This is a genomic window from Pontibacter ruber, assembly GCF_023630205.1.
Classification (GTDB): Bacteria; Bacteroidota; Bacteroidia; order Cytophagales; family Hymenobacteraceae; genus Pontibacter; species Pontibacter ruber.
This window is the reverse complement of the sequence record NZ_JALPRR010000004.1, coordinates 504,539-529,366: the sequence shown is the minus strand read 5'-3', so window position 1 is coordinate 529,366 and position 24,828 is coordinate 504,539. Positions and strand designations below refer to the sequence as shown.

General features: G+C 50.5%; 18 protein-coding genes. 7 read left to right on the top strand and 11 right to left on the bottom strand.

Features of this window, described 5'->3' with window-relative positions:
- Positions 1–41: 41 nt before the first annotated feature.
- The 3 genes from MJ611_RS18900 to MJ611_RS18890 form a co-directional block, all read right to left on the bottom strand.
- Positions 42–2,954, bottom strand: a complete 2,913-nt coding sequence (locus tag MJ611_RS18900; RefSeq protein WP_250432004.1) for a two-component regulator propeller domain-containing protein — start codon at positions 2,952–2,954, stop codon at positions 42–44.
- A 203-nt stretch (positions 2,955–3,157) separates the two neighbouring features.
- Positions 3,158–4,438 (bottom strand): erythromycin esterase family protein, encoded by a 1,281-nt coding sequence (locus MJ611_RS18895; protein WP_250432003.1) that lies wholly within the window; start codon positions 4,436–4,438, stop codon positions 3,158–3,160.
- 145 nt (positions 4,439–4,583) lie between these two features.
- Positions 4,584–5,321 carry a DUF4197 domain-containing protein gene (locus MJ611_RS18890; RefSeq protein ID WP_250432002.1) on the bottom strand — a complete coding sequence of 246 codons (738 nt, stop codon included), beginning with the start codon at positions 5,319–5,321 and terminating at the stop codon, positions 4,584–4,586.
- Between the two features lie 74 nt (positions 5,322–5,395).
- On the opposite strand from MJ611_RS18890, the gene MJ611_RS18885 reads away from it, so the two are divergent.
- The 4 genes from MJ611_RS18885 to MJ611_RS18870 all read left to right on the top strand — a co-directional run bounded on the left by MJ611_RS18885 (position 5,396) and on the right by MJ611_RS18870 (position 9,549).
- Complete coding sequence (locus tag MJ611_RS18885) at positions 5,396–6,655, top strand: competence/damage-inducible protein A (RefSeq protein ID WP_250432001.1); 1,260 nt, start codon at positions 5,396–5,398, stop codon at positions 6,653–6,655.
- Between the two features lie 165 nt (positions 6,656–6,820).
- Positions 6,821–8,203, top strand: a complete 1,383-nt coding sequence (locus tag MJ611_RS18880) for a dihydrolipoamide acetyltransferase family protein (protein ID WP_250432000.1) — start codon at positions 6,821–6,823, stop codon at positions 8,201–8,203.
- Positions 8,204–8,375: 172 nt separating this feature from the next.
- On the top strand, positions 8,376–8,891 hold the full coding sequence (locus MJ611_RS18875; protein ID WP_250431999.1) for a hypothetical protein: 516 nt from the start codon (positions 8,376–8,378) through the stop codon (positions 8,889–8,891).
- Positions 8,892–8,943: 52 nt separating this feature from the next.
- Positions 8,944–9,549: a hypothetical protein gene (locus tag MJ611_RS18870; protein ID WP_250431998.1), complete on the top strand. Its 606-nt coding sequence runs from the start codon at positions 8,944–8,946 to the stop codon at positions 9,547–9,549.
- Between the two features lie 760 nt (positions 9,550–10,309).
- On the opposite strand, the gene MJ611_RS18865 is transcribed toward MJ611_RS18870, so the two are convergent.
- The 3 genes from MJ611_RS18865 to MJ611_RS18855 form a co-directional block, all read right to left on the bottom strand.
- Entirely contained in the window at positions 10,310–12,943 is a 2,634-nt protein-coding gene (locus MJ611_RS18865; RefSeq protein ID WP_250431997.1) for a valine--tRNA ligase, read from the bottom strand.
- A 354-nt stretch (positions 12,944–13,297) separates the two neighbouring features.
- On the bottom strand, positions 13,298–13,873 hold the full coding sequence (locus MJ611_RS18860; RefSeq protein ID WP_250431996.1) for a pentapeptide repeat-containing protein: 576 nt from the start codon (positions 13,871–13,873) through the stop codon (positions 13,298–13,300).
- A 75-nt stretch (positions 13,874–13,948) separates the two neighbouring features.
- Positions 13,949–14,299 carry a 4Fe-4S dicluster domain-containing protein gene (locus tag MJ611_RS18855; protein ID WP_250431995.1) on the bottom strand — a complete coding sequence of 117 codons (351 nt, stop codon included), beginning with the start codon at positions 14,297–14,299 and terminating at the stop codon, positions 13,949–13,951.
- 108 nt (positions 14,300–14,407) lie between these two features.
- Between MJ611_RS18855 and MJ611_RS18850 the strand changes: the two genes are divergently transcribed.
- Complete coding sequence (locus MJ611_RS18850; protein ID WP_250431994.1) at positions 14,408–15,418, top strand: acyl-CoA reductase; 1,011 nt, start codon at positions 14,408–14,410, stop codon at positions 15,416–15,418.
- Positions 15,419–15,498: 80 nt separating this feature from the next.
- Here the strand turns inward: MJ611_RS18850 and MJ611_RS18845 are convergent, their stop codons facing one another.
- The 5 genes from MJ611_RS18845 to MJ611_RS18825 all read right to left on the bottom strand — a co-directional run bounded on the left by MJ611_RS18845 (position 15,499) and on the right by MJ611_RS18825 (position 21,532).
- Positions 15,499–16,356 carry a nucleoside phosphorylase gene (locus tag MJ611_RS18845; protein ID WP_250431993.1) on the bottom strand — a complete coding sequence of 286 codons (858 nt, stop codon included), beginning with the start codon at positions 16,354–16,356 and terminating at the stop codon, positions 15,499–15,501.
- A gap of 195 nt (positions 16,357–16,551) precedes the next feature.
- Positions 16,552–17,520 (bottom strand): oxygen-dependent tRNA uridine(34) hydroxylase TrhO, encoded by a 969-nt coding sequence (trhO, locus tag MJ611_RS18840; RefSeq protein ID WP_250431992.1) that lies wholly within the window; start codon positions 17,518–17,520, stop codon positions 16,552–16,554.
- A gap of 218 nt (positions 17,521–17,738) precedes the next feature.
- Positions 17,739–18,374, bottom strand: a complete 636-nt coding sequence (locus MJ611_RS18835) for an acetyltransferase (protein ID WP_250431991.1) — start codon at positions 18,372–18,374, stop codon at positions 17,739–17,741.
- A 549-nt stretch (positions 18,375–18,923) separates the two neighbouring features.
- Positions 18,924–20,246, bottom strand: a complete 1,323-nt coding sequence (locus MJ611_RS18830; RefSeq protein ID WP_250431990.1) for a hypothetical protein — start codon at positions 20,244–20,246, stop codon at positions 18,924–18,926.
- Entirely contained in the window at positions 20,243–21,532 is a 1,290-nt protein-coding gene (locus MJ611_RS18825) for a DUF2851 family protein (protein ID WP_250431989.1), read from the bottom strand. Before MJ611_RS18825 ends, MJ611_RS18830 begins: the two co-directional genes overlap by 4 nt.
- 371 nt (positions 21,533–21,903) lie before the next feature.
- Here MJ611_RS18825 and MJ611_RS18820 point away from each other — a divergent pair, with 371 nt between their 5' ends.
- Both MJ611_RS18820 and MJ611_RS18815 read left to right on the top strand, forming a co-directional pair.
- Complete coding sequence (locus tag MJ611_RS18820; RefSeq protein ID WP_250431988.1) at positions 21,904–23,547, top strand: ABC-F family ATP-binding cassette domain-containing protein; 1,644 nt, start codon at positions 21,904–21,906, stop codon at positions 23,545–23,547.
- 182 nt (positions 23,548–23,729) lie between these two features.
- Positions 23,730–24,809 (top strand): FUSC family protein, encoded by a 1,080-nt coding sequence (locus MJ611_RS18815; RefSeq protein ID WP_250431987.1) that lies wholly within the window; start codon positions 23,730–23,732, stop codon positions 24,807–24,809.
- The last annotated feature ends 19 nt before the right edge of the window (positions 24,810–24,828 follow it).

Here is a 24,828-nt window from a genome sequence, read left to right as displayed (position 1 = left end):
GCCAGAGGCGAGCGAGGGCAGGTTGCCTTTCCTTTTCTGTCTTAGTATTTAAGTATAGACTCAGTCAAACTCACTTCCGGGTCTAAGTTCATCTTTTTCCGGATGCGGTACCTGCTGGTTTCCACTCCTCTTAAAGAAAGCTTTAATAAAGAGGCAATTTCCTTACTGGACAAGTTCAGGCGCAGGTAAGCGCACATTTTCAGATCCTTGTGTGTCAGGTCGGGGTAATCGTTGCTCAGGCGTTTCAGGAAGTCTTGGTGTACCTGGTTGAAGTGCGCTTCAAACTGTTCCCAGTTGTTCTCGATCTTGATTTCCTCGTCCACTGATCGCAGGATCTTCCGCAGTTGCTGCCGGGTTTCCTTATCCGATACCTGCTCCATTACCTCCTCCAGCTGGTTCTTTACTTTGTACACGGCTTCCATATTCTGCATTACGTGCAGGGCAGAGGAACTCAGCTCCTTTGTTTTATGGTTCAGCTCGCTCTCCAGCTTTTCGTTGTTTAGCCTGATGATTTCCTTTTCTGCTTTCAGCACTTCCTCTTTGTGTTGCGCTTCCTTCAGTTTAAGGGCTTTCTCCTGCTCCTGCTGCAGCCGCTCCTCTGCTTTCCTGATACGGATCCTGAGAATTCTTCTTAGTAAAAGCACGCCCAGAACCCCGAGCAGCACATAAAAAGTATAAGCCCAGGCAGACCGGTACCACGGTGGCAGAATTTTAAAAGTATAGCTAGCTTCTTCGCTTTCCTGGTTATAGATGTTCTTTGCCCGGACATGGAAAGTATAGGTACCTTCCCGCAGGCTGGTGTATTCCTTCTGTAAGGTATTCGTCCACGGCGACCAGCCTTTATCAAAACCTTCAAGGTAATACTGATACTGTACATCTTCGATGCCGTCGTACACAATAGCCCCATAGGTAAACTTAAGAGAGTTCAACGTATAAGGCAGCGACACAAAGTGGTAGCCATCTTTATTTGTATAAGTACCGCCATAAACAAGCGAATCTGTCCCTTGAGCCGCCACCTGTACCTGCCGGATAAGCGTGTTAAATTTCTCATTCAGGCTATGCTTCTGCAGGAAAGTGGGCCGGTAATGCACAAAACCTTCGTCGATGCCGATGAGTACATTCTGGTTGTTGTAGTAAGCCAGGTGCTCAAAGCCTCCCACCAGTTTGCCTTCCAGCTTGTTGAAGACATTCTTTACCACTTCGTAGCTTCCGTTGCTGAGCTTCCGGATAAAGCCCATCTCATCCCCTGCCGAGAACCAGATGTTCCCTTCCTTGTCCTCTACCAGCTTCCGCACTTGCTTGGTCCTGTCGAAATGCTTGTTCAGCTCCTCATATACCTCAAAGCGGTCTTTGCTTTTGTTGTAGGTATAAACACCGTTCAGTCCGGTAAACAAAAGCTTTCCGTTGATCTTAAATACATTGATGCCTATATCCGAAGGGAAGCCATCTTTCTGGTTATAGAAGCTGACTTTTTCTACCTTCTCCAGGTTATCCGACAGCCTCAGCTTAAACAAACCGATGTAGCCATGCGCTACCCAGATGTTTCCCTCGCTGTCCTCTTCCATCACCCGCGACGACTCCCCGAACCCCTCTAATTTCCGCTGAAACTCGAGCTTGCCGTTCACCATTTTGTAAAGCAACAAGCCATGGTACGTGCCACAGATAATGTAGTCCGGATGCTTTTTCAGCTGCATGAACATCCAGGCGCCCCGATGATCAGACAATTTTACTGCCCTGTTATCAATAATCTCGAAGGGTCCGTTGTGGTGCGACAGCAGCAGTTTGCCTTTTACTTTCTGCAGGTTATAGACCTGCCCTTCTGAGTTGGCTATACTTTGCAGCGTTATCGGGTTAATCGGATTCTCCTGCTCCGACAGGGCCTTGTAAAACAACCCATCGCTGGTGCCCAGGTATAGTGTGTTGTTATCCAGCAAGGAAGTATAAGCCGTACCCGGGAGACCCATTCTGGTATCAAAGAGCGTGAACGGGGAGTTTGATTCTACATAGTCGATACCATTGTTCAGCGCCAGCCACAGGTTGCCCCGGTGGTCCTGGTAAATGCTGCGGATGGTACTGTTCTGCAAGCCGCGCTCCCGGTTCAGGTGCTGGCGGGGAGTGCCGTCCGTATCAATCAGCAAAAGCCCGTTCAGGATGGTGCCGATCGCATACCCTTCCGTAAGTGCCGTGGCCGTATTTACTTTGTTTTTCTTGAGGAAATCTTCGATGGCCCAGTCACTCGGGTTAAAGCCACTGTACTCATCATAAATAAAAACGCCATTCTCTTCGGTAAAGATCAGAACCTTACCGCCGGGGTACGGAAGCATAGACGCAATAGTATAAGCAGCTATTTTGTCGCTACCAGGTATAAGAACCAGCTTTTCATTTTTCAGCTCGTAAAGCCCTTTGTCAGGAACAGGCACAAACAACCGGCCTTGTACATAAAACGGAAAGCCTGAAGGCTCAAGAGGAGCCCGGTATACTTTAACTTTTCCCTGGGTATAATGATAAATGCCTGACACCGTGCAAAAGAAAACCTCTTCATCGTTTGTGTAGATGTTCCAGACATCAGCAAAATGATTTTGATCGTCTTTAACAGCTGCTTTTAGCGATACAAAGGTCGTTACGCCCTGGCTGTCAGGCTGCAGGTAGCCAAATTCATCCTGCCCCCCTACGTACACCCTCCCCGACTTACTGATGGCCAGCGACCGGACAATGGACCTGTTTGGAAGCCCAAGCCGACGCCAGTAGTTGCCATCAAACTCCAGGATACCGTAGTTGTTTCCGAAGTACATAACACCCCGGTGATCCTGAACCACCGCCCAGTTCTGAGGAGAGCCCTGGTATTCCTTTAAAGTATAGTTTCTGATGTAAGGGATACCCTCATTCTTTACCTGAGCAATAACAGACAGGCTAAATAAGAGAAAAAGAATCAGAAATAAGCTGTATTTGTTCACAAGATGAATGTAGCCGTTTTTACAACTTAAATATCTGTAATACATCCCATATTTCAAACCACCTGCATAAAGTACTCTAAAGGCTCTGCTTCTGGAGATGTGATGAGGCTTAGTTAATAATCAAATTTTTAAGGATCTCATAAAAAAGCCCCTGCACTACATTTAAGTACAGGGGCTTTTTTATACAGGTATAAATCAGCTCATCAATAATTCCACGGATACAGCTCCGGCTCTTTGGTGCCGCGAGGCTTCATGTGGAGCGGGTGCACGGCCTCTGTTTCATCAAAGTAAATAAAGGCGTCGTAACGGGCCGGGATGACGGTGGGAACGTAATTGCCGTAGCGCTCATACTTTGGGTCGTACACCACGCCAATGGCGCGGTGCCCAATGCGTTTCTTGAGCTCCGGTATATCTTGCAGGTCTTTGGAAAGTATGATCTTATCGTCGGTGCTAAGCTCGTGCAGCATGGCCTCCCAACTGCCTGGCATGGCAGGCGGCACGTCCATTTTCTGCATGGGCGCACCCCACGATTTTCCGGCAATAACAGAGCCCTGGTAAGTGCCGAAGCCTACGAGCTTTACCTGATGGATGCCATACTTTTCGCGGGCCAGCTGGCCGATGTTGACCATACCATCATCGGCCATGTCGGTGGCGCTGGCATCGCCGATGTGCGTGTTATGCTCCCACACAATGGCTTTCGACTCAGGGCCGTGCAGTTCCAGCAGGCGGTCAAGTGTCTCCATCATGTGCCGGTCGCGCACATTCCAGGAACTGGCTCCTCCCCGAATCATAGCCCGGTAGTATTTTTCGGCATTAACCGCTACCAGCGCGTTCTGCTTGGTATTGAAATCATGCTCGGCATCGCCGGTAAAAGGGGGGTGCCGCTGTACGCGCTGCAGCATCTCGATCACTTCGTTTTCGCAGTCAGTGGGTACAAAAGCGGTGGCCTGGGCATAGGTCTGCGGATCGCGGTTAAACGGCTCGAAGCAGTTGATGGCATTGCGGGCGGCCTCGGCTGCCTGTCCGTCGTTCTGCTCCAGGAAGCGCAGGATCTGCTCCAGCGACTCCCACAAACTATACACATCCAGCCCGTAGAAGCCCGCCTTTTCGTGCACCTGTCTCAGGTTGTTAAAGTCGCGCAGCCATTCAACCAGCGCAGCCACTTCCCAGTTGGCCCACATCCAGGTGGGCCAGCGGCGGTACACCTGCAGCACATCGGCAATTTTGCTACCTGAGTTCACGTAGCCTTTTACAAATCGGTTCACGGCATAACATTCGGGCCAGTCGCCTTCCACAGCAACAAAGTTAAATCCCTTCTCCTGGATCAGGCGCCTGGAGATGGCCGTACGCCAGGTATAATACTCGGATGTACCATGAGATGCCTCCCCCAGCATGACGACCCGCGCATCACCAATTTCCTCGATCAACACATCCAGGTCCTTTTCTTTGGTGATGGAGCTGTATTTTATCTGTTTGTTTTCCATAGTTCGCGCTGCTCTTCCGGCCGCTTGCCAGACTTGAAAATTTGCTGTATTGTACTTTTATTGTGCACTTTATGTTCCACAAAAAAAAGAACCCGCTCTACTTTCGGGTAAAGCGGGTGCAATTTGAAGTAAAAGCTTGTGGTACTTACGACTGGTTTTCCTTGGTGAATACCCTGCGAAGCAGCTCTGTGGTACGGGCAAATGGGTTCTCGCGGATATTGGCCTCTTCCTGTGCTACAAGTATAAACAAGCCGTCGATAGCCTTTTGGGTAGCATACTGTTTCAGGTCCGGGTTTGCCTTCTGTACCAGCGGTATCTGGTTGTACTGGTTCACCAGATCGGCGTAATATTTAGTGGCGTTGGTCTTATCCAGCGATTTCTGCATGATGGGCATAAAGGCCGTACGCAGCTGATCGGAGGTGGTGCGCTTCAGGTACTGGGTAGCGGCGTCTTTGTCGCCTTTCAGAATACCCCAGGCATCGGCCAGCGTCATCTGCTTGATCGCGCTCACGAAAATAGGCACGGCACTTTTGGCTGCATCCTCGGCTCCACGGTTCAGGGTCATCACGAAACGGTCTACTTCGTTGCCCAAGCCAACTTTGCGCAAGGTGTTCTCCACGCGCTTTACATCCTCCGGAAACGGAATGCGTATGAGGGTGTTTTTGTAGTAACCGTCGGTCTGCGATGCCTGGTTGGCTCCTTTGGTAATGCCTACTTCCAATGCCTGGCGCAGGCCTGAGGCTACTTCGTCTTTGGTAACAGGCTTTGTAACGCCGGTAGTGCCAGCCAGCACACCGTCAACGGTTTGTTGTACCTCTGCTACGGTGCAGGCCGAAGCACCCAGCGCAAGCGCTAAAAAAGAAGTATAAAAGATTCTTTTCATATAAGGGATTTAGTGAACATCTTTAACGTGCGTCAGTTTTTAAGGCTCACGCACAAATCAGACCAAAAATAAGCATGAAACCTGTAACGGCAGAAATAATAACCATCGGCGACGAAATACTTTACGGGCAGATCGTAGATACCAACTCTGCCTGGATGGGCACCGAGCTTACAAAGGCAGGCATCAAAGTACACCAGATCACGTCTATTTCTGATAATCCGGAACATATTGTGTCGGCGCTGGATGATGCCCTGACCCGGGCGGATGTGATCCTGATGACCGGTGGCCTCGGCCCCACCAAAGACGATCTGACAAAGGATGTGCTCACTTCCTACTTTCATACAGAACTTGTGCTGCACGAGCCTTCGCTGGCCGATATCACGGCTATTTTTGCACGACGCGGCATGGAAGTAACGCAACTGAACCTTGAACAAGCTATGCTGCCTGCTGCCTGCACGCCCATCCGGAATGTGCTCGGCACGGCGCCAGGCATGTGGTTTGAGCAGGAAGGAAAAGTAGTTGTGTCTATGCCCGGCGTACCTTTTGAGATGAAGCGGATGATGTCGGACATTATCCTCCCGCAACTGAAAGCATACTTCAGTACGCCCGAGATCCTCCACAAAGTTATCCAAACGACAGGCATACCGGAATCCATACTTGCTGCTAAGATCGAAAACTGGGAAGACAGCCTGCCGCACCACATAAAACTCGCTTACCTGCCGCACCTGGGTGGCGTGCGCCTGCGCCTGACCGGCCACGGGAACAACGCAACTACACTGGAGCAGGAGATGCAGCAGCAGGTAGACAAACTCTCTAAGATCATCCCCAACTATATTTTTTCCTATGGCGAACTGACATTGGAAGAAGCAGTGGGGCAGCTGCTGAAAGAGCGTGGACTGACAATTGCGACTGCTGAAAGCTGCACCGGCGGTTTTCTAGCCCACAAGATCACCAGCATCAGCGGCAGCTCGGCTTACTACCAGGGCAGTGTTATTGCCTACCACAACGAGGTAAAAATTCGGGAGCTGAACGTAAAGCCTGAAACCCTGAAGCAGCATGGCGCCGTAAGCGAAGCCACTGTGCGCGAGATGGCAGAGAACATACGCCTGAAGTTCGGAACAAGTATAGGCGTGGCCACCAGCGGCATTGCTGGTCCCGATGGCGGCACACCGGACAAACCGGTGGGCACTATCTGGATTGCCTATGCTGATAAAGATAAAACAAGAACCAAACTGCTCAACTTCAACAAAAACAGGTTGCTCAATATCGAATACGCGGCACTGGCCGTGCTCAACCTCATCCGCCAAAGTTTGGTGGCAACGGTTGAGGAATAGCCCAAAATCCTTAACTTTGTTTGCAAAATTGGGATACAGGTAGCAGGGTACAAGATACAGGACGCTCTTTATCAATATTTTTCTTTCACTCCTGCATACTTTACCTGTGTCTCAGGCTTAATAATCCACCCATAAAAGAAAAACGATCAACGAATAACGACACATATGGCACTTGTAGAAATGGTTATGCCCAAGATGGGCGAGAGTATCATGGAAGGTACCATTCTGAAATGGCTCAAAAACGTGGGTGACACCATTGAGCAGGACGAATCGGTACTGGAAGTAGCTACAGATAAAGTTGACACAGAGGTTCCTGCTATTCAGGGCGGTGTGCTGAAGGAGATCCTGGTGAAAGAAGGCGATGTGGTAGCCGTAGGCGCTCCGATCGCCATCATCAGCACGAACGGCGAAGATACTTCCGCCCCTGCTGCATCAACTGCTGCTTCAACTTCTGCTGCTTCAACTTCTGCTGCTCCGGCTGCTGCACCACAGACATCTGTTGCCGCTGCTGCCCCTGCCGAGGCTGCTGTAGCCAAGCTCGACCAACCGGCTTCGGGCCGTTTCTACTCTCCGCTGGTGCTTAACATTGCCCGCGAAGAAGGCATTTCGATGCAGGAACTGGAGTACATACCAGGTACAGGCAAGGAAGGCCGTGTGTCTAAAAAAGATATCCTCGCTTACGTAGAGAGCCGCGGCAATGCTCCTCAGCAGGCTGCTGCGCCTCAGGCACAAGTTGCTGCTCCGGCCCCTGCTGCAACTCCGCAAGCAGCTCCGGCAGTTCAGCCACAGGCTGCCCCAGCTGCCGTGCCAGCCGTTAAGCCTGCGGCTTCTTACAGCGGCAACGTCGAGATCATCGAAATGGACCGCATGCGCAAGATGATCGCTGACCGCATGGTGGACAGCAAGCGCATTTCTCCACACGTTACGTCTTTCGTTGAGGCCGACGTGACCAACATCGTGAACTGGAGAAACAAGTGGAAGGATGTGTACAAGAAGCGCGAAGGCGAAAATTTGACCTTCACTCCGATCTTCATCGACGCGATTGCCAAAGCAATAAAAGACTTCCCGATGATCAACGTATCGGTAGACGGTGGTACCATCATCCGCCACAAAGACATCAACATTGGTATGGCCGTGGCACTGCCAAGCGGTAACCTGATCGTTCCGAACATCAAGAATGCCGACCAGCTGAACCTGAATGGCCTGACCAAGAAGGTGAACGACTTGGCTAACCGTGGCCGCATGAACAAGCTGACACCAGACGATCTGGCCGGCGGTACTTACACGGTATCAAACGTAGGTTCTTTCGGCAACGTGATGGGTACGCCGATCATCATGCAGCCGCAGGTAGCTATTATGGCCGTGGGTGCTATCAAGAAGAAGCCTGCTGTGATCGAGACACCGGAAGGTGACCTGATCGGTATCCGTCACTTCATGTTCCTGTCGCACTCTTACGACCACCGCGTTGTAGATGGCTCGCTGGGTGGCATGTTCGTGCGTCGTGTGGCCGATTACCTGGAGCAGTTCGATCCGAACACTACAATATAGTTTTTGACAAAGGAGTTTTTTGACAAACGACAAAAGACTTTAAAGCCTGCTTCAGCATATTGAAGCAGGCTTTTTTATACTTATAGGCTTAAACATATCTATTAACTAATATTGCCACATCTGTTTTAACCCGCTTTCCGTTTAGGGGAAAGTATAAACCACCTATAAAACTATGAGAATTGCAATTGCCTATATACTTGCCGCCTTCTTCCTGTTCCTGGCGGTATACTTTTACTGGCAGAAAAACGAAGCCGAAAGTCGCCTGACCATTGCCGATAACAAGGTAGCCGAGACCTCACGTAAAGTAGAGCAGCAGGAAGAAGAGAAAGACTCGCTGGAGCAGATGGTGATGCCGCCGGATACCATGGAACAGGTACCCCCAGGAGGTGCCGCCTTTGTGGATGAACTGGGCAGCCTAAGCCAGAGCGACATCCAAAAGCTACAGCGTAAGGGATTGAGAAACCCGGAAGTAGACCTGATGAACGACCTGAACCGCAAGCAAGGCCAACTGATACCGGAGAAAGGAACCATGGGCGGCACCATGACCATCCGCGACAGCCGCATCCTGAACGACCGCTATGCCCTCGCCTACTACGAAGACGGTCATAACGGTGGTTATCTGATCCTGAAATACGAGGTGAACAACGGCAACATTACCTGGAACGTGGTAGATAGCTCAAAGCTCTAGCATTCCTAGCACAGAATTTGAACAGACAAAGTATAGACTAAACTGATAACGTATGCTGCTTTTTCAAACTATACTTCCTCTATTCTTATTCCTGTTCTTCGACCAGCCTGATTCCCTGCAGCTAAACCGAGATATTGACAAGGACCTCAGGATACTGGAGAATACGTCCGTCTACATCAGCGACAATACCTCACTTAGTCCAACCGTGGAAATGATTGCCTCGGACCTGGAGCTTTTCAGGGTAGCTGCAAGTATAAACTTGGCTGATGGTAGCTACAGCAGCAACAAGCAAGGCAACCATACGGTGCATACCTGGCGCTTTAAAGGTGGAGGCAATATAGCGGCTATTTACCAGATCGAATCAGTAATCGCCCTTGATACGGTGGTGACGCAACGCTATCTTGAGAACCGCGCCCCGACGCAGCACCGCATCCGAAACAACTTTACATTCAGGACCTATGTAGTTTCTACGGCTGCCACACCGGTAAAATTATACTACCTGTCAGAAGCAGAGCAGGGCTTGCTTAAGTATAAAATTGATGACCGGCAGGTAGATCTTGTTTATCCCGAAAAGAAAGAAGGCCTCAGCGATATACTTCCGAAGGTTGAAGCGGAATTGGACAGGGTGCTGGTTTCGCTGAACAGGCAGCAGCATTAGGTTTGCCAATCTCGACGGTATAAGTATGAAAGAGAGGTCCGTGTGTGACTCCATCCCAGCCCTCCCCTTTTATCGAGAGCCCCTACCCCAGAACAGGAGAGGGGGGATAAAGTATACTTCCCGGCGCGAATCTCCAGATTCGTGACTTACGGAGGTGTTGAGTCTCTGACTCAACTGGCGCGCAGGGACAGGAGAGTTTACCATCTTTTCTGTCATTTCGACCAGCGGGAGAAATCTGATACGGACAACGTATAAACACACCCCTACCCCTCTCAAGAGGGGAATTGGCCTTTGATATAGGTAAGGTTATACTTTCATATTTGTTGTGATCCAACCACCCCTTACCCCTCATTGTCTAAGGAGGGGAGTTTGGCTACTGCTATACTTTAAAGTATGAGTTTCATTGCTTCAGCTATCGCGCGGACAGGTCGCGACCTGTCCCTACACATGGTTCCAGTTGCATAGTCGCTTACGAAGCAGTGTTGTTTCCAGTCCTTGGGTTGAGCGCCTTTGATTTGTTGCGGTGCCCGAGGACGAGGCCCCGCGGCCGTGAGCGTACCAAAGTATAAAATGAAACAGTAGCTGTTGTAAAACTGAGGAAGACAGGCAGCTACGAAGCTAAGGCTTGCCGGCTACAAGTATAAACTTCAGCTATAAAACTGAAGCAGATTTCTCACTACCGTTCGAAATGACATAAAACAAACAGCGGCCGTTCCCAAGGAGGAAACGGCCGCTGTTTGTTTTATGCTAAAGTATAGTCTTACAGCGAAGCTAAGCTTTGCTCAATTGCATTGATCTTTGCTTCGGCATCAGCCTGCTTCTTGCGTTCATTGGCGATCACCGATTCCGGGGCACCGCTTACGAAGCGCTCGTTGCTCAGTTTCTTCACTACCGAAGCCAGGAAGCCTTTGGTATACTCCAGTTCTTTCTGTAGGCGCTCGCGCTCGGCTTCTACATCGATGTTGCCTTCCATCGGGATGAAGAACTCGTCGCCAGCCTCTACGAAGCTAATGGCGCCTTCCACACTTTCCTGCACAAAGCTGATCTCATTGATGTTCGCAAGCTTGCGGATAATGCTCAGGAAGGATTCGTAACCATCCTGGTTCATCACCTTGATGTACAGGTCGAGCGCTTTGGTCTGCGCGATGTTTTTCGAGTTGCGGATGTTACGGATAGCAGCCACCACCTTCAGCACGCTTTCCATGCGCGCGTTCAGGTCCTTGTCGAACGAAGCGCTCTTTGGCCAAGGCGCTACAATCAGGTACTCCTTCTCCTTGCGCTCCTTCAGATCGTGCCAGATCTCTTCTGTGATGAACGGCATGAACGGATGCAGCACCTTCAGCACTTTCTCCAGGTTCGCAATGGTAGCTTCCAGCGTCTGCTTGTCAATTGGTTGCTGGTAAGCCGGCTTGATCATCTCCAGGTAATTGGAGCAGAAATCGTCCCACACCAGTTTGTATACCGAAAGCAGGGCATCCGAAATACGGAACTTGCTGAAGTGGTCTTCGATCTGGGCAAAAGCTTCGTTAAAGCGCGACTCAAACCACTTGATGGCAGTTTCGTTCGGGCAGGACAGGCTCTCGTCTACTTCCCATCCTTTTATCAGGCGGAAAGCGTTCCAGATCTTGTTGCTGAAGTTACGCCCCTGCTCTACCAATTTCTCGTCGAACAACAGGTCGTTACCAGCCGGTGAGCTGAACAACATACCTGCACGCACGCCGTCGGCGCCGTACTGTTCGATCAGGTCCAGCGGGTCCGGTGAATTGCCCAGCGACTTCGACATTTTACGCCCCTGCGCATCACGTACGATACCGGTTAAGTATACATTGCGGAACGGCGGCTCGTTGCGGAATTCAAAGCCCGCCATGATCATACGCGCTACCCAGAAAAAAAGAATCTCCGGAGCCGTTACCAGGTCGTTGGTTGGGTAATAGTACAGTATGTCTTTGTTGTCCGGATCTTTAAACCCATCAAAAACTGAGATCGGCCACAGCCACGACGAGAACCAGGTATCCAGTACATCTTCGTCCTGGCGCAGGTCTGTTAGCTGCAGGTTATCGTTGCCACTCTCTTTGCGGGCAAGCTCCAGCGCTTCTTCGGCAGTAGCAGCCACTACAAAAGAGCCATCCGGCAGGTAATAAGCCGGAATCTGCTGTCCCCACCACAGCTGGCGCGAAATACACCAGTCGCGGATGTTTTCCATCCAGGAGCGGTACATGTTCTTGAACTTAGGCGGGTGCAGGCGGATCTGGTCTTCCATTACGGACTCCAGCGCCGGCGCAGCCATTTTATCCATCTTGCAGAACCACTGCATCGACAGGCGCGGCTCAATTACAGCACCCGTACGCTCTGATGTCTGCAATACGCTGGCATACTCTTCCATCTTTTCCAGCAGACCGGCTTCCTGCAGGTCCTTCACAATATTACGGCGGGCAGCGAAACGATCCTGGCCTACATACAGCTGTGCCTGCTCGTTCAGAGTGCCGTCGTTGTTCAGTATGTCGATGATCGGCAGCTTGTGCTTCTGGCCCAGTTCGTAGTCGTTCAGGTCGTGGGCTGGCGTTACCTTCAGGGCACCTGTACCAAACTCTATGCTTACGTACTCATCCACAATCACCGGAATCTCTTTACCCAAGAGCGGAATGCGAACTGATTTGCCGTGCAGGTGCTTGTAGCGCTCATCGTTCGGGTTAACGGCCACAGCCACGTCGGCCATAATGGTTTCCGGGCGTGATGTAGCTACTATGATATAAGCAGGCTCCGAAGCGCCGTCTGCCACTACCTCATACTTCAGGTGGTACAGTTTAGCCATCGTATCTTTTGGAAGTACTTCTTCATCCGAAAGGGCTGTCTGGCCTTGCGGGTCCCAGTTCACCATGCGCACGCCTCGGTAGATCTGGCCTTTGCGGTACAGGTCCACGAACACTTCGATAACGGCAGCGCTCAGGTCGTCTTCCATCGTGAAGCGGGTTCGGTCCCAGTCGCAGGAGGCGCCCAGTTTTTTAAGCTGCTCCAGGATGATGCCGCCATACTTCTCTTTCCACTCCCAGGCATACTTAAGGAACTCCTCACGTGTCAGGTCTTTTTTCTCGATACCTCGCTCCTTCAGCATAGCCACTACCTTCGCTTCTGTTGCGATGGAAGCGTGGTCGGTACCCGGCACCCAGCAGGCTTCCTTGCCCTGCATACGCGCACGGCGTATGAGCACATCCTGAATGGTGTTGTTGAGCATGTGACCCATGTGCAGCACGCCCGTAACGTTTGGCGGCGGAATGACAATGGTATAAGGCTCTTTATTCGGATTAGGCTTGGAACGGAAGAAGCCGCGCTGCATCCAGCTGCTGTACCACTTCTCCTCTACTTCTTTAGGACTATATTTTTTGGCTATCGACATCTTGAACTATAAAGTATGGTAGGCAAAATTAGGGAATTTACCTTTAATTGTTGATTGTTGATTGTTGATTGTTGATTGTTGTTTGCATGCCCCGGTGATCAAGGGTGATTTGTGATTTACACGATCGTAGAGACGCAACACCTTGTGTCTTTTTGTCTGAATCAGGATTTTCAGAATTATAGGATGGACAGGATTCTAACTCTTCCATAATCTGAGACTCATTTTACTTTTTGTCATCCTGAAAGGATCTTGTGGGATTATAGTATAGGCTTGACCTCACTTCCACCAGGTTTCTTTACAGAATGACAGGAACTTTAGGTTCTATTTGCCACATTAATTCCGATACAGACATCATCAGACGACTTGCAGGTTATATTTGGTTAGCAGCCCCTGCAGGCCATAGTTGGAGAACTTTGCCTTCCGGATATTGTTCAGCTCAGGGTCTATCTCAAAATTAAAGGCAGAAGACAAATCTGCCCCGGCAAGCTCGGTGCCTTCAAAAACAGCACCGGCCAGGTCGGTATTGCCGAACACGCTGTTGGTAAGCGTAGCTTTCGTAAAGTCTACGCGCTTCAGGGAGGTATCGGTAAACTGCGTCTTTGCCATTTTTTTCTTCAGAAAAGAGGCATAATCCAGAACGCTGCCCTCAAAGCGCACGGTAAACAGGAAATCGTTGCACACGCCAAAGTTCACACCGAGTAGCTTACATTCTTTGAACACTACATTATCCAGCGTAGCGTCCGAAAGCTTCACCATCGACAGGTTACAGCCAATGAAAGTACAGTCGGTGAAGCGCGACTGGGAAAAATCGCTGTCCGAGAAATCACACAATTTGAACGTGCAGTGCTCAAACTCCCTGCCCCGGGCTTCCTTGCCCGAATAAACGATCTTTTCGAATGTCTTGTCTTCGTGGATTATACCTTCCATCATGCTGTAATTACATTAATTTTAAACAAAAAAACCTGCCCTTGCGAGACAGGTTTTATACCTTGAAGCTGTTTATACTTAAGCCTCCTGGTGCAGCCAGGATTTCTTAGCCAATAGCTCTTCTTCTGTCTCGCGGTAATCCGGGTCATCGACGCAGCAATCCACAGGGCAGACAGCAGCACACTGCGGCTCCTCATGGAAGCCCATGCACTCAGTACATTTATCTGAAACGATGTAGTAGTATTCGTCTGAAATCGGGGGCTGTGGTGCGTCGCCGGCGATAACCTCGCCACCATCGATCTCTACTTCTTTCAGTGCAGTGCCACCGCCCCAAGTCCATTCTGCGCCGCCTTCGTATATAGCAGTGTTAGGGCATTCTGGTTCACAAGCCCCACAGTTTATACACTCATCGGTTATCATTATCGCCATAGTCGTATCTCCTGTATATTTTTTATACTTTTGTAATCTTGTTTCTTATGGAACAAAATTAGGAACATTAAGTATCCCTATCAAATATTTTTTAAAGCCAGCATTGCCATGACATTAGAGAACAGGATCGAAGCTTTCGTAAAACTAGGAAAGCAACTGCAGGCCCTCTCGCCGGAAGAGCGTAAAGCATGGGCCGCAATGGCTATGTCGCGCAACACATGGTTCGACGAAGAGAACGTTTCCTGTGCCCTCCACGGCATTATTACGATGCTGGATGAGCAGTACCTCCGGGAATGGCTTTACCCGTACCACCTCAAACAGGTTACACCCAAAAAGGTTGGCGTGGTAATGGCCGGCAACATTCCGATGGTGGGCTTCCACGATTTTCTGTCGGTACTCATGAGCGGGCACTACCTGCTGGCAAAGCTCAGTTCAGACGACGAGGTGCTGATACGCCGCCTGGCAGCTATGCTGGTAGCCATTGAGCCTGCCTTTGCAAACCAGTTCGAGTTTGTGCCGATGCTGAAAGATGCAGACGCTATTATTGCCACAGGCTCCGACAATACAGCCCGTTACTTTGAGTATTATTTTGCCAAGCGCCCGCACATTATCCGGAGAAACCGCACCAGCATTGGCGTACTGACCGGGCACGAAGAGCCCGATGACCTGCGTGCGTTGGGCGAGGACATTTTCCGCTATTATGGCCTGGGCTGCCGCAACGTTTCCAAAGTGTTTGTACCGGAAGGCTATATTTTCGATAAGTTTTTTGAAGCGAACGAGCACCGCAAAAACATACTGGACCAACACAAGTATCAAAACAACTACGACTACAACAAGTCTATTCTGTTGGTTAACCGTGAGCCGCACTTCGATAACGGGTTCATGCTGGTAAGGCCAAGCACGGAACTGGTTTCCCCTATCTCGGTGCTTTTCTACGAAACATTTACATCGCTTGCTGACCTGCGCCACAAGTTGGCTGAGGTAAAAGACAAGACACAGTGCGTGGTATCAGCACACGGCTGGCTGGAAGGAAGTATACCTTTCGGAGAAGCACAATGCCCGATGGTATGGGACTATGCCGATGGCGTAGACACACTGGCTTTTCTGCAGAAAATATAAAGTATAATTCAAGTATGAAAAAGCCCCTGCTGAATCAGTTTCAGCAGGGGCTTTTTGTTTTTACTCAAAGTATAGCTGGTTTAAATGCGCTCCAGCGTTTTCACGATCAGGTCATCGATCACTTCTTCAGCATTCGGGGCAAACTGCTGTGTGATACGGTTGGCCACAATGGCGTTCAGTGACAGTACTTCGTGACCCAGGAGGCGTCCCATACTATAGTAGCCGGCTGTTTCCATCTCGAAATTGGTGAACCGGAAGTCACACAGGCGGAAATCGTGGTACTGTTGCAGCAACTGCTGGTTGCGCAGGCCGCCACGTAGCACACGCCCTTGTGGCGCGTAAAAGCCCGGGCAGGTGAGCGTATTTCCCGGTATCATATCGTAAGCGATCTTATCGATCAGGCTTTGGGAGCCGTTCACGCAGTACGGACGGAAGCCAATACCCAGCTGCTCCTGCAGGGCTTTGGTTATACTTTGCTCGTTCTCGTTCTGCTCCAGCGGGTAAAACTCCATCAGCGAATCGAGCCCTACAGCGTAATGCGATGCCAGGTGGCTGCCCAGCGGCACCGTTTCCTGCAGCGAGCCGGAGGTACCAACCCGTACGATCTTCAGCGAAATCTTGTCTTCGTTCGGCTCCCGCGTCTGGAAATCAATGTTTACCAGGGCATCCAGTTCGGTCATCAGAATATCGATGTTATCGGTGCCCATGCCTGTTGAGATTACCGTGATGCGCTTGCCTTTGTAGTAGCCGGTATGGGTGATAAATTCCCGCTTTACTACCTGCACCTCTATCTCATCAAAATACCTGCTCACCATTGCCACACGGTCCGGGTCGCCAACCGTGATGATCGTATCGGATATCTGTTCCGGCAACAGGTTGAGGTGGTAGATAGTGCCGTTCTTGTTAATGATCAGTTCTGATTCCGGGATTGCAGCCATAGTTTTAGTTATGTATCATGTAGCACGTATCAGGTATCACGACTTCCGATTTTTTATACCTTTACTAAGTGATCCTTTGTCAGGTATCCTTAGATGGCATCGTGATACTTGATACGCGTGTCGTGTTACGGTTATATTATAAACAAGAGAAGCGTGGCTGTTGAGCACACGCTTCCCCTGAGCTTTAGAGAATACTTATACAGATACGTCGTTTTTCTTGCGACGGTTGAATCCTTTTAGCGGATTGTAGCCATTCATCACTTTTTGGTAATAGCCGGTGCCGTCGTAAGGGCGTTTTTCCGGATGTTCCTTACACTCCGGCGAGCAGGCGCCTTCCAGTTCCCAGCCACACTTCTCACAAATGGCCACGTGCAGGTTACACACCGGGTTGGCGCAGTTCACCATGCGGTCGTCTTCTGTCCCGCATACATAGCAATGTGAAATCACTTTCGGGTTTACCGAGTTCACATCAACGGCTACACGGTTATCAAACACATAGCATTTGCCTTCGAAGTCTTCGCCGCCGGCCTCTTTGCCATACTTGATGATACCACCGTGCAGCTGGTATACATCTTCAAAGCCCTGCTCCAGCAGGAACGCACTTGCCTTTTCGCACTTGATGCCGCCGGTGCAGTAGGTCAGGATCTTCTTGCCTTTATACTTTTCCTTCAGCTCTTCTACTTTCTCCGGAAACTCACGGAAGTTTTCGATGTCCAGGGTAACGGCATTCTTGAAACGGCCCACGTTGTACTCGTAATCGGAGCGCACATCCAGCACCACCACATCGTCGCGGTCTTTCATGTCCCTGAACTCTTTTGGCTCCAGGTGCTTGCCGGTGCGCACGTTCGGGTCGATGTGCAAAAGGCCGGAGTGTACGATCTCAGACTTGGTACGCACGTGCAGCTTGGTAAAAGCATGCGCGTCTGATTCGTCTACCTTGAAGTCGATTTTGGCAAAGCGCGGGTCTGCGTGCATGATCTCCATGTACTTGTCGCAATCTTCTTTCAGACCAGACACGGTACCGTTCAGGCCTTCCTTGGAAACGATGATGCGGCCGAGCAGATTCAGCTCCAGGCACAGTAGGTGGTGTTCTTCGCGGAACGCCTCAGGGTCTGCTATCGGTGTGTAGCAGTAATACAGTAGTATGCTGTAGGGTTTGTTCATAACTGCTTAGTTTCTCGCTAAGTGTTAAAATTGATTGTTAATTGTTTATTGTCTGAATCAGGATTTTCAGGATTAGAAGATGAACAGGATCATCTTCCATACTCTCTTATCCACTCGATCTCTCACTCAAAATTTTTCACAAAAGTATAAACTGCCCATCTGTCGCAAAATGACTTTTGTCAGTTCTGCTACAAAACAGCGCGGGCAAGTATAAAAGTTTACTTTACAGGTGCCGCCGGGTTACCAAATACCGTAGCTTTGGCTGGCACGTCGGCTACAACCACCGAGCCGGCACCTACGCGTGCATTCTTACCAATCTTCACCCCCGACACGATCACGGCACCCGTACCGATAAAGGCACCTTCGCCTACCACCACTTCTGAATTTACGATAGCACCTGCGCCTACCTGCACATAGTCTCCGAGTTCAGCGTTCGTATCGATCACGGCACGCGACTGGATCAGGCAGTTGTCGCCGATCTTGGCGTTGTTGTTCACGATAGCGCCTGCTGCAATCATGTTGCCATGGCCCAGCCAGGCAAACTCTGATACAGCGCTATACTTGTGAATCGCGTTTACAGGCACTACTTTGTACTCGTCCTTCAGCATTTTGATGAGGCCTTTACGGGCAGCCGAATCTTCCACGGCTACAAACACGTCGCATTGCTTGCCGATCAGTTTCAGGAACTCGTTGTCTTCGGTGCTGCTCATTACCGACACGTTGTTGATCTCCTGCTGCTGAATTTCCTTGCTGTCGTCGAGGAAGCAGTACACCACCACGTTGTTGCTGTTGAAAATATCGAGTGCGGCCGTACCCAGTTTCTGGGCACCAAGTATAATTACCGGGTTTTGCATAGCTTATCTAAATAAGGTGCAAAGGTACGAAGAACGGAGCGAGATTGAAAGTATGGGTACTGGCAGTAAAAAGTGGCTGTTATCGGAATCTGGATTTTCGGGATGTGTACCTGCCCCTCCTAAAAACAGGAGGGGGTGTTATGTTCTATTATTTCTGGCGCCAATCTCCGGATTAGTAGCTAAACAGAAAGGTTGAGTCAGACCTCGTAGCGTGCGCAGCTCCAGCGAGCGTCTTGGAGGTAGTGATGTTTAGTCAGAATAAGGAATTTACAGGATTGTTGGATGAGCCGGGAGCAACACACCCCTACCCCTCTCAAGAGGGGAGTTTCTGTTATTGGTATAGCAAGCGTTATACTTTTATAACAGGCATTGTCCAACCACCCCTTACCCCTCCTTGTCTACGGCGGGGAACCTGGCTATTGCAGCTAACAAAGTATAGATTTCATAGCTGTTGCTATACTTCAGCTATAAGTACTGTAGTTGTTATTGATCGTCCTTGCCCCTTTTGAGGGACTTACATTACAAGTACTATTCCCCTCCTCAGAGAGGTTAGAGGTGGGTAGTTTTCCTCGCCTTCAACCTTGTATAAGCAGCAGCAACTCGTTCCATTACCAGCCGCGCATAGTAACTCTGCAGCAACAGGTATACCAGGAAAGGCAGAAACGCAATGCGGTAGCGGCTGAGGGAGCCAAAATTCGGCGTGCTCAGGCCGATCATGGTGGCAGCCACCAGAATGTAAATCAGCAAGGCCACATAAAAGAGGCTGACTTTATACTTGCCGTTCACGAAGGAAGCTATACTTAGCACCGTCAGCACCAGCAACAACAGATTCTCCGCCCCTGTCAGTAAGTACAGGGACTGTCTAGATTCCCAGACGAAAGGCCTGTAAATGGAGCTAAGGAATGCCTCCGATGCGTGGCGCAGCATACTGGCAAAAGTAGGTTCCAGGTTATCAAGGGAGATATGCGGCCCGTGCAGCGACTGCGCCAACAGCACCTCATGGTTCTTTACCACCTGCTCGAATATAAAATCCAGGTTATAGATGACACCTATTTGCGTGAGTGCAGCACCAGCCAGAACCGTCATCATCAGCAACACCATCACCTGCACACCAACCTTACGAAATGCAGGTTTATACTTCGCCAACCACCGGATCAGGAGGTAGGCCAGCAGCACCGGCAGCAACACGGCCGCCAGAAACAGCTTCATCCGTACAAAAATATAAAGCATAAAAGGCAACAGGATCAGGGTAATAGGTTTTACCGGCTGCCCCTTGCCAAGTTCCAGCGCAAAAGCAACGAGCCAGCACATGCTGCCCATCATAATGCCGTCTTTCAGCAAGCCGGAGCCCCAAAAGATAATAGACGGAAAGAACAGGAACGCAATAATGGCTGCTGCCCGTGCTTCCGGGTAATACTTGCTAAGTATAGCTGCCAGCTTTGCCGAACCCCAGAAACTGAAAAGCGAAAAGTACAACGCATTCAGGTAATAAGAGCTGCCTGTGAGCAGGTTGAGCAGGCTGATGATTTTGATTATGAAAAAGGAGTTTGAAAAATCGGGGAAGCTGGTAAAGGGCAGCGAGGCCCGTAGCGCTTCGGAGCCGAAGTCATTGAAAAGCAACAGGCGCAGGTAAGCTCCCGAATCCTGCCGGGCCAGTGCCGTAAGTTGCAGCGAGCCGTTGAAGTACGTAAGCGTATCGCCGGCGCCGTAGTGGTATTGGTAAAGCAGGCCCAGCAGCACTCCGCAGCTCAGCTTAAAAACCAAACCGGGATAAAAAGCATAGCCGAGGCTGGAAGTATAGCTTTGTTTCCGCAGAACCCATACCATGCCCGCCAGCAGCAGGATATTCAGCACGTAAACCAGCACACTCATGCGGTAGGTTTGGTTTGCTTCATGATCTTATTGCCGATGCTGCAGCGCAGGCAGTTTATCGGCTGGCAGTATAGTTTGTACAGACCCAATGCTCCCTGGTTATCGGCGGCGGAAGTAGCTTTCCAGCCCAGCTCTTCATATAACCTTGTCACCTTGTTAGATGCTTCTCTTAACCCCTCCAGCAAAGCTACCGCTTTCTCCAGGTACGAACGTTCGCCACTGTAGGAGGCATAAGCTGCCAACAGGGGGACTGTTACGTTGATGATGAGGTTGTGCGCGCTGCCCTTGCCCATACTTTTCTGCCGGACTGTCATGCGCCTGCCAAACATATAATGCTGCTGCCAGTACTCCGACACCGGCGCTTGAAACAGCGCTTCGTAAGCTTTTATACCTGGTGCTTCGAGCAACTTGGCAAGTATAGAAGAATGCTGCGCCAGCACCGCCGCCAGTTGGGCCAGGCGCACTGTAGGGAAATTGGCCGGGCGCATGCGCAGGAAGTTCCAGTGATGGCGCTGCATGGCCGTGTCCTGTAGTTTATACTTGTGGCTGAGGTACGTATACTCCTTAGTCAATTGGTGTCCATACTCCCCTCCTTCCGCATCGGCTAAAAAACCGGCTTGACCAAAAAGGAGCGCCTCCACCCCTAGTGGCGACTGCTGCTTCCGCACCACGCTAAAAGGCAAGGCTTTTGCCAGCCGCTCAAACGCCTCCTGGTTTATCTTAAAACCAAAGCCTTTGCACAGCACATGGTAAGCCGTCTGCTCCCAGTCGTGGTTGTAGAGCCTGTGCAGTTGCAACACCTCCTCTCCCTTCAGCTCCAGGCGCTCCACCAACGTACGGTTTAGCATGGCGGTTTTCGTAATTTCGGGCACCTGCGCCCAGAAACCGGCACACGGTATGTTGTTCCGGGACTGCTGCAGTTGCTGGTACGTATGCAAGAGGTGCAGCGCCACGCGCCCTTTCAGCTCCAGCGTAGGTACCAGGCTGCCGTCGGTGCGACTGATGGGAACATCCGCCTCCCATACCACGTGCAGCACCACCTGGTCATACTTTTGGTCAACCTGGTGCAGATGGCGCTGCCAGTCCGATGCCCGCAGGTGCACCTCCACACTCCCCGACCACTCCACCTCTCCTATCCGGATAATGGCCTCCCTGAAATCGGGACCGGCGTCGGTGTTGTAGTAGCCCACACGCAGCACCTGCACAGCTTCGCCGTCTGCTGTCTGCAGGCTGGTTTTGTCGAAGTACTGGTGCTGCCAGATGTAGTGCAGGAATTCTTCTTTCATGGATGTTCGCTCTCTCCAGACAGATTGCTACGCTGCCGAGGGGTTGAAAGATAGAAAAATCAAAGTATAAAGTATAATTTCATTTGCTAATGACGCGAGCGTCCTCGCTCGTGACTTGATATAGTGGGGCCTCCGGCCCAGTCGAATTGCAAATTCGACATTATAGTTAGACACGGGAATAATTCCCGCGCCAGAACCAAATGATACAATATTACCTTTAAGACTACCAGATGCAACATGAGCTATAATCCATCATCTATTGAATTTATACTTCCTCATATTAGTTATCAAACGAACCAAACTCCTATAGTATACTTTGGCTGCCAAACGGAGAATTTACCTTATCTTTGCAGCCTTAAAATTAAAGCATTATGATTTCAGTTGACGCGGTAAGTGTTGAGTTTAACGGGGCAGCCCTTTTCAGCAATGTTTCCTTTAACATAAACGAAAACGACCGGATCGCCCTGATGGGCAAGAACGGGGCAGGTAAATCTACCCTGCTCAAGATCATTGCGGGGGCAAACAAACCCACGCGCGGCAAAGTATCGGCGCCGAAAGATGCCGTAATTGCCTACCTGCCGCAGCACCTGCTCACCGAAGACAACTGCACCGTGTTCGAAGAAGCCTCCAAGGCGTTTGGAAAAGTGCTGGACATGAAAAAGCAGATGGATGCGCTGAACGCCGAACTGGAAACCCGCACCGACTACGACTCCGATGAGTATTACAAGATCATTGAGCAGGTATCGGAACTGGGCGAGAAATACTACTCCATCGAAGAGATCAATTTTGATGCGGAAGTAGAGAAAACACTGAAAGGTCTGGGCTTTTCCAGAGAAGACTTTAACCGGTCTACGAGGGAGTTCAGCGGTGGCTGGCGCATGCGTATTGAGTTGGCCAAGATCCTGTTGCAGCAACCCGACCTGATCCTGCTAGACGAGCCTACCAACCACCTCGACATCGAATCTATCCAGTGGCTGGAGGATTTCCTAGTGAACAATGCCAAGGGCGTGATCGTGATATCGCACGACAAAACCTTTGTAGATAACATTACCAACCGCACCATCGAGGTGACGATGGGACGCATTTACGACTACAAAGTTAATTATACCCAGTACCTGCAGCTGCGCAAAGAGCGCCGCGAGCAGCAGCAAAAGCAATACGACGATCAGCAGAAGGAAATTGCTGATATCACCGCATTTATCGAACGCTTTAAAGGTACTTACTCCAAAACCCTGCAGGTACAATCGCGCGTGAAGATGCTGGAGAAGATGGAGCTCGTTGAGGTAGACGAAGTGGATACTTCTGCGCTGAACCTGAAATTCCCGCCGGCACCACGTTCCGGTAACTACCCTGTAATTGTGGACGGCCTCACCAAAAAGTATGGCGACCATACCGTATTCCGCGATGCGTCCTTGACCATCAACCGGGGCGAGAAAGTGGCGTTTGTCGGCAAGAACGGCGAAGGTAAATCGACCATGATCAAAGCCATTATGGGCGAGATCGATTTTGAAGGCAACCTGCAACTGGGCCACAACTGCATGATCGGCTACTTTGCCCAAAACCAGGCCTCGTTGCTGGATGAAGACCTGACCGTGTTCCAGACCATTGATGAGATTGCCGTAGGCGAAGCACGCACCCGCGTGAAGGACCTGCTGGGCGCTTTCATGTTCAGTGGCGACACGATCGAGAAGAAGGTAAAAGTGCTGTCCGGTGGCGAGAAAACTCGTCTGGCCATGATCAAGCTGCTCTTGCAGCCGGTTAACCTGCTCATCCTGGACGAACCGACCAACCACCTCGACATCAAGACCAAAGATATCCTGAAAGATGCCCTCAAAGCCTTCGACGGCACGATCATCCTGGTATCGCACGACCGTGACTTCCTCGACGGGCTGGCCGAGAAAGTGTTTGAGTTTGGCAACAAGCGCGTACGCGAGCACTTCGAAGACATCAACGGCTTCCTGAGAAACAAAAAAATGGAAAATCTGCGGGAAATTGAACGTACCGTAGCCAAGTAAAACCAGAGCCTCTGCCAACAGCAGAGGCTCTTTTGTTTATAAAATATCATACTACCAATAACGCTTCGCTTTCTCAAACCTGCACAACCAGCACAGACCATCGGAGTATGCTATTACAGCGTACCTTAATCTGGCAGCACGTTATACTTTGGCCAATTACTAAATACTGAAAGCAGGAAGGAATGGAAGGAAATATCAGGCAGTTGATCAGCAGTGAGCTAAAGGCTTTGTTCGAGTTAAAAAAGTCGGAACGGCTCTGGCACATACCTGTGCTTGCTTCGCTGTGTGTGGGCCTGCCCTTACTGGCCGGTTACTTTGCCAACCACCTGAACTATGGCATACTAGCCTGTACGGGCGGACTGGTTATACTATACCTGCCCACTACTACCCTGGCCCAGCACATGATCACGCTCATTGCCTGCTCCTTCGGGTTTATGGTGTCGTACGCCATTGGAATTAGCTTCGCATTCAATCCGTATGTTTCATCTGTGGTTTTAAGCTTGTTTGCTGTTGGGGTGCACTGGGTCGCAAGATACTTCGACATGAAACCGCCAGGCAGTTTCTTCTTTATCATGATCGCCTCCATTGCGAGCGCTTCGCCGTTCAACCTGGAAAGTATACCTACCCGGATCGGCCTGATCGGCATGGGCACGATGCTGGCCTGTGTGCTGGCCTTCTTTTATAGTTTGCTCATCATCAAAAAGCACCCGCCTAAAACGGAGCTGATCGTGGTAAGGAAGAGCGCCTACTCCAACCTGGTTGAATCAGCCATTATCGGTACGTTTATGGGAGCTTCGTTGCTTATGGGGCACCTGCTTCAGCTGGAAAACCCGTATTGGGTACCTATTTCCTGCCTGGCTGTGATGCAGGGCGTGAGCGTGCGCCATGTATGGCAACGAAGCGTTCAGCGCATTGTGGGTACTTTTATAGGACTAAGCCTGGCCTGGTTGCTGCTTTTACTTGATCTCTCGGCTCTCGATGTCGTCATCAGCATACTGGTGCTCCAATTTATCATTGAAATACTGATCGTGCGGCATTACGGACTGGCAGTTATCTTTATTACTCCCATGACGATCTTTCTGGCAGAAGCCGGCAGCGCCATGACGGCGAACCCCAATATCCTTATCTATGCCAGGTTCCTGGACATTACGTTGGGCAGCCTGATCGGGGCGGTAGGCGGCTGGTTCCTGCATCACCAGCAGCTGCGCCACAAAGCCGAACGCCAGATCCGGAAAACAAGGGTGGCCATACTTAGAAGGTAAAGCCCTGCGGAACATATAC

Coding starts and splice junctions, on each gene's coding strand:
- MJ611_RS18895 (WP_250432003.1), bottom strand. CDS start 4,438: ATGGAAAACAAACAGATAAAATACAGCTCCATCACCAAAGAAAAGGAC.
- MJ611_RS18890 (WP_250432002.1), bottom strand. CDS start 5,321: ATGAAAAGAATCTTTTATACTTCTTTTTTAGCGCTTGCGCTGGGTGCT.
- MJ611_RS18885 (WP_250432001.1), top strand. CDS start 5,396: ATGAAACCTGTAACGGCAGAAATAATAACCATCGGCGACGAAATACTT.
- MJ611_RS18880 (WP_250432000.1), top strand. CDS start 6,821: ATGGCACTTGTAGAAATGGTTATGCCCAAGATGGGCGAGAGTATCATG.
- MJ611_RS18875 (WP_250431999.1), top strand. CDS start 8,376: ATGAGAATTGCAATTGCCTATATACTTGCCGCCTTCTTCCTGTTCCTG.
- MJ611_RS18870 (WP_250431998.1), top strand. CDS start 8,944: ATGCTGCTTTTTCAAACTATACTTCCTCTATTCTTATTCCTGTTCTTC.
- MJ611_RS18865 (WP_250431997.1), bottom strand. CDS start 12,943: ATGTCGATAGCCAAAAAATATAGTCCTAAAGAAGTAGAGGAGAAGTGG.
- MJ611_RS18860 (WP_250431996.1), bottom strand. CDS start 13,873: ATGATGGAAGGTATAATCCACGAAGACAAGACATTCGAAAAGATCGTT.
- MJ611_RS18855 (WP_250431995.1), bottom strand. CDS start 14,299: ATGGCGATAATGATAACCGATGAGTGTATAAACTGTGGGGCTTGTGAA.
- MJ611_RS18850 (WP_250431994.1), top strand. CDS start 14,408: ATGACATTAGAGAACAGGATCGAAGCTTTCGTAAAACTAGGAAAGCAA.
- MJ611_RS18845 (WP_250431993.1), bottom strand. CDS start 16,356: ATGGCTGCAATCCCGGAATCAGAACTGATCATTAACAAGAACGGCACT.
- trhO (WP_250431992.1), bottom strand. CDS start 17,520: ATGAACAAACCCTACAGCATACTACTGTATTACTGCTACACACCGATA.
- MJ611_RS18835 (WP_250431991.1), bottom strand. CDS start 18,374: ATGCAAAACCCGGTAATTATACTTGGTGCCCAGAAACTGGGTACGGCC.
- MJ611_RS18830 (WP_250431990.1), bottom strand. CDS start 20,246: ATGAGTGTGCTGGTTTACGTGCTGAATATCCTGCTGCTGGCGGGCATG.
- MJ611_RS18825 (WP_250431989.1), bottom strand. CDS start 21,532: ATGAAAGAAGAATTCCTGCACTACATCTGGCAGCACCAGTACTTCGAC.
- MJ611_RS18820 (WP_250431988.1), top strand. CDS start 21,904: ATGATTTCAGTTGACGCGGTAAGTGTTGAGTTTAACGGGGCAGCCCTT.
- MJ611_RS18815 (WP_250431987.1), top strand. CDS start 23,730: ATGGAAGGAAATATCAGGCAGTTGATCAGCAGTGAGCTAAAGGCTTTG.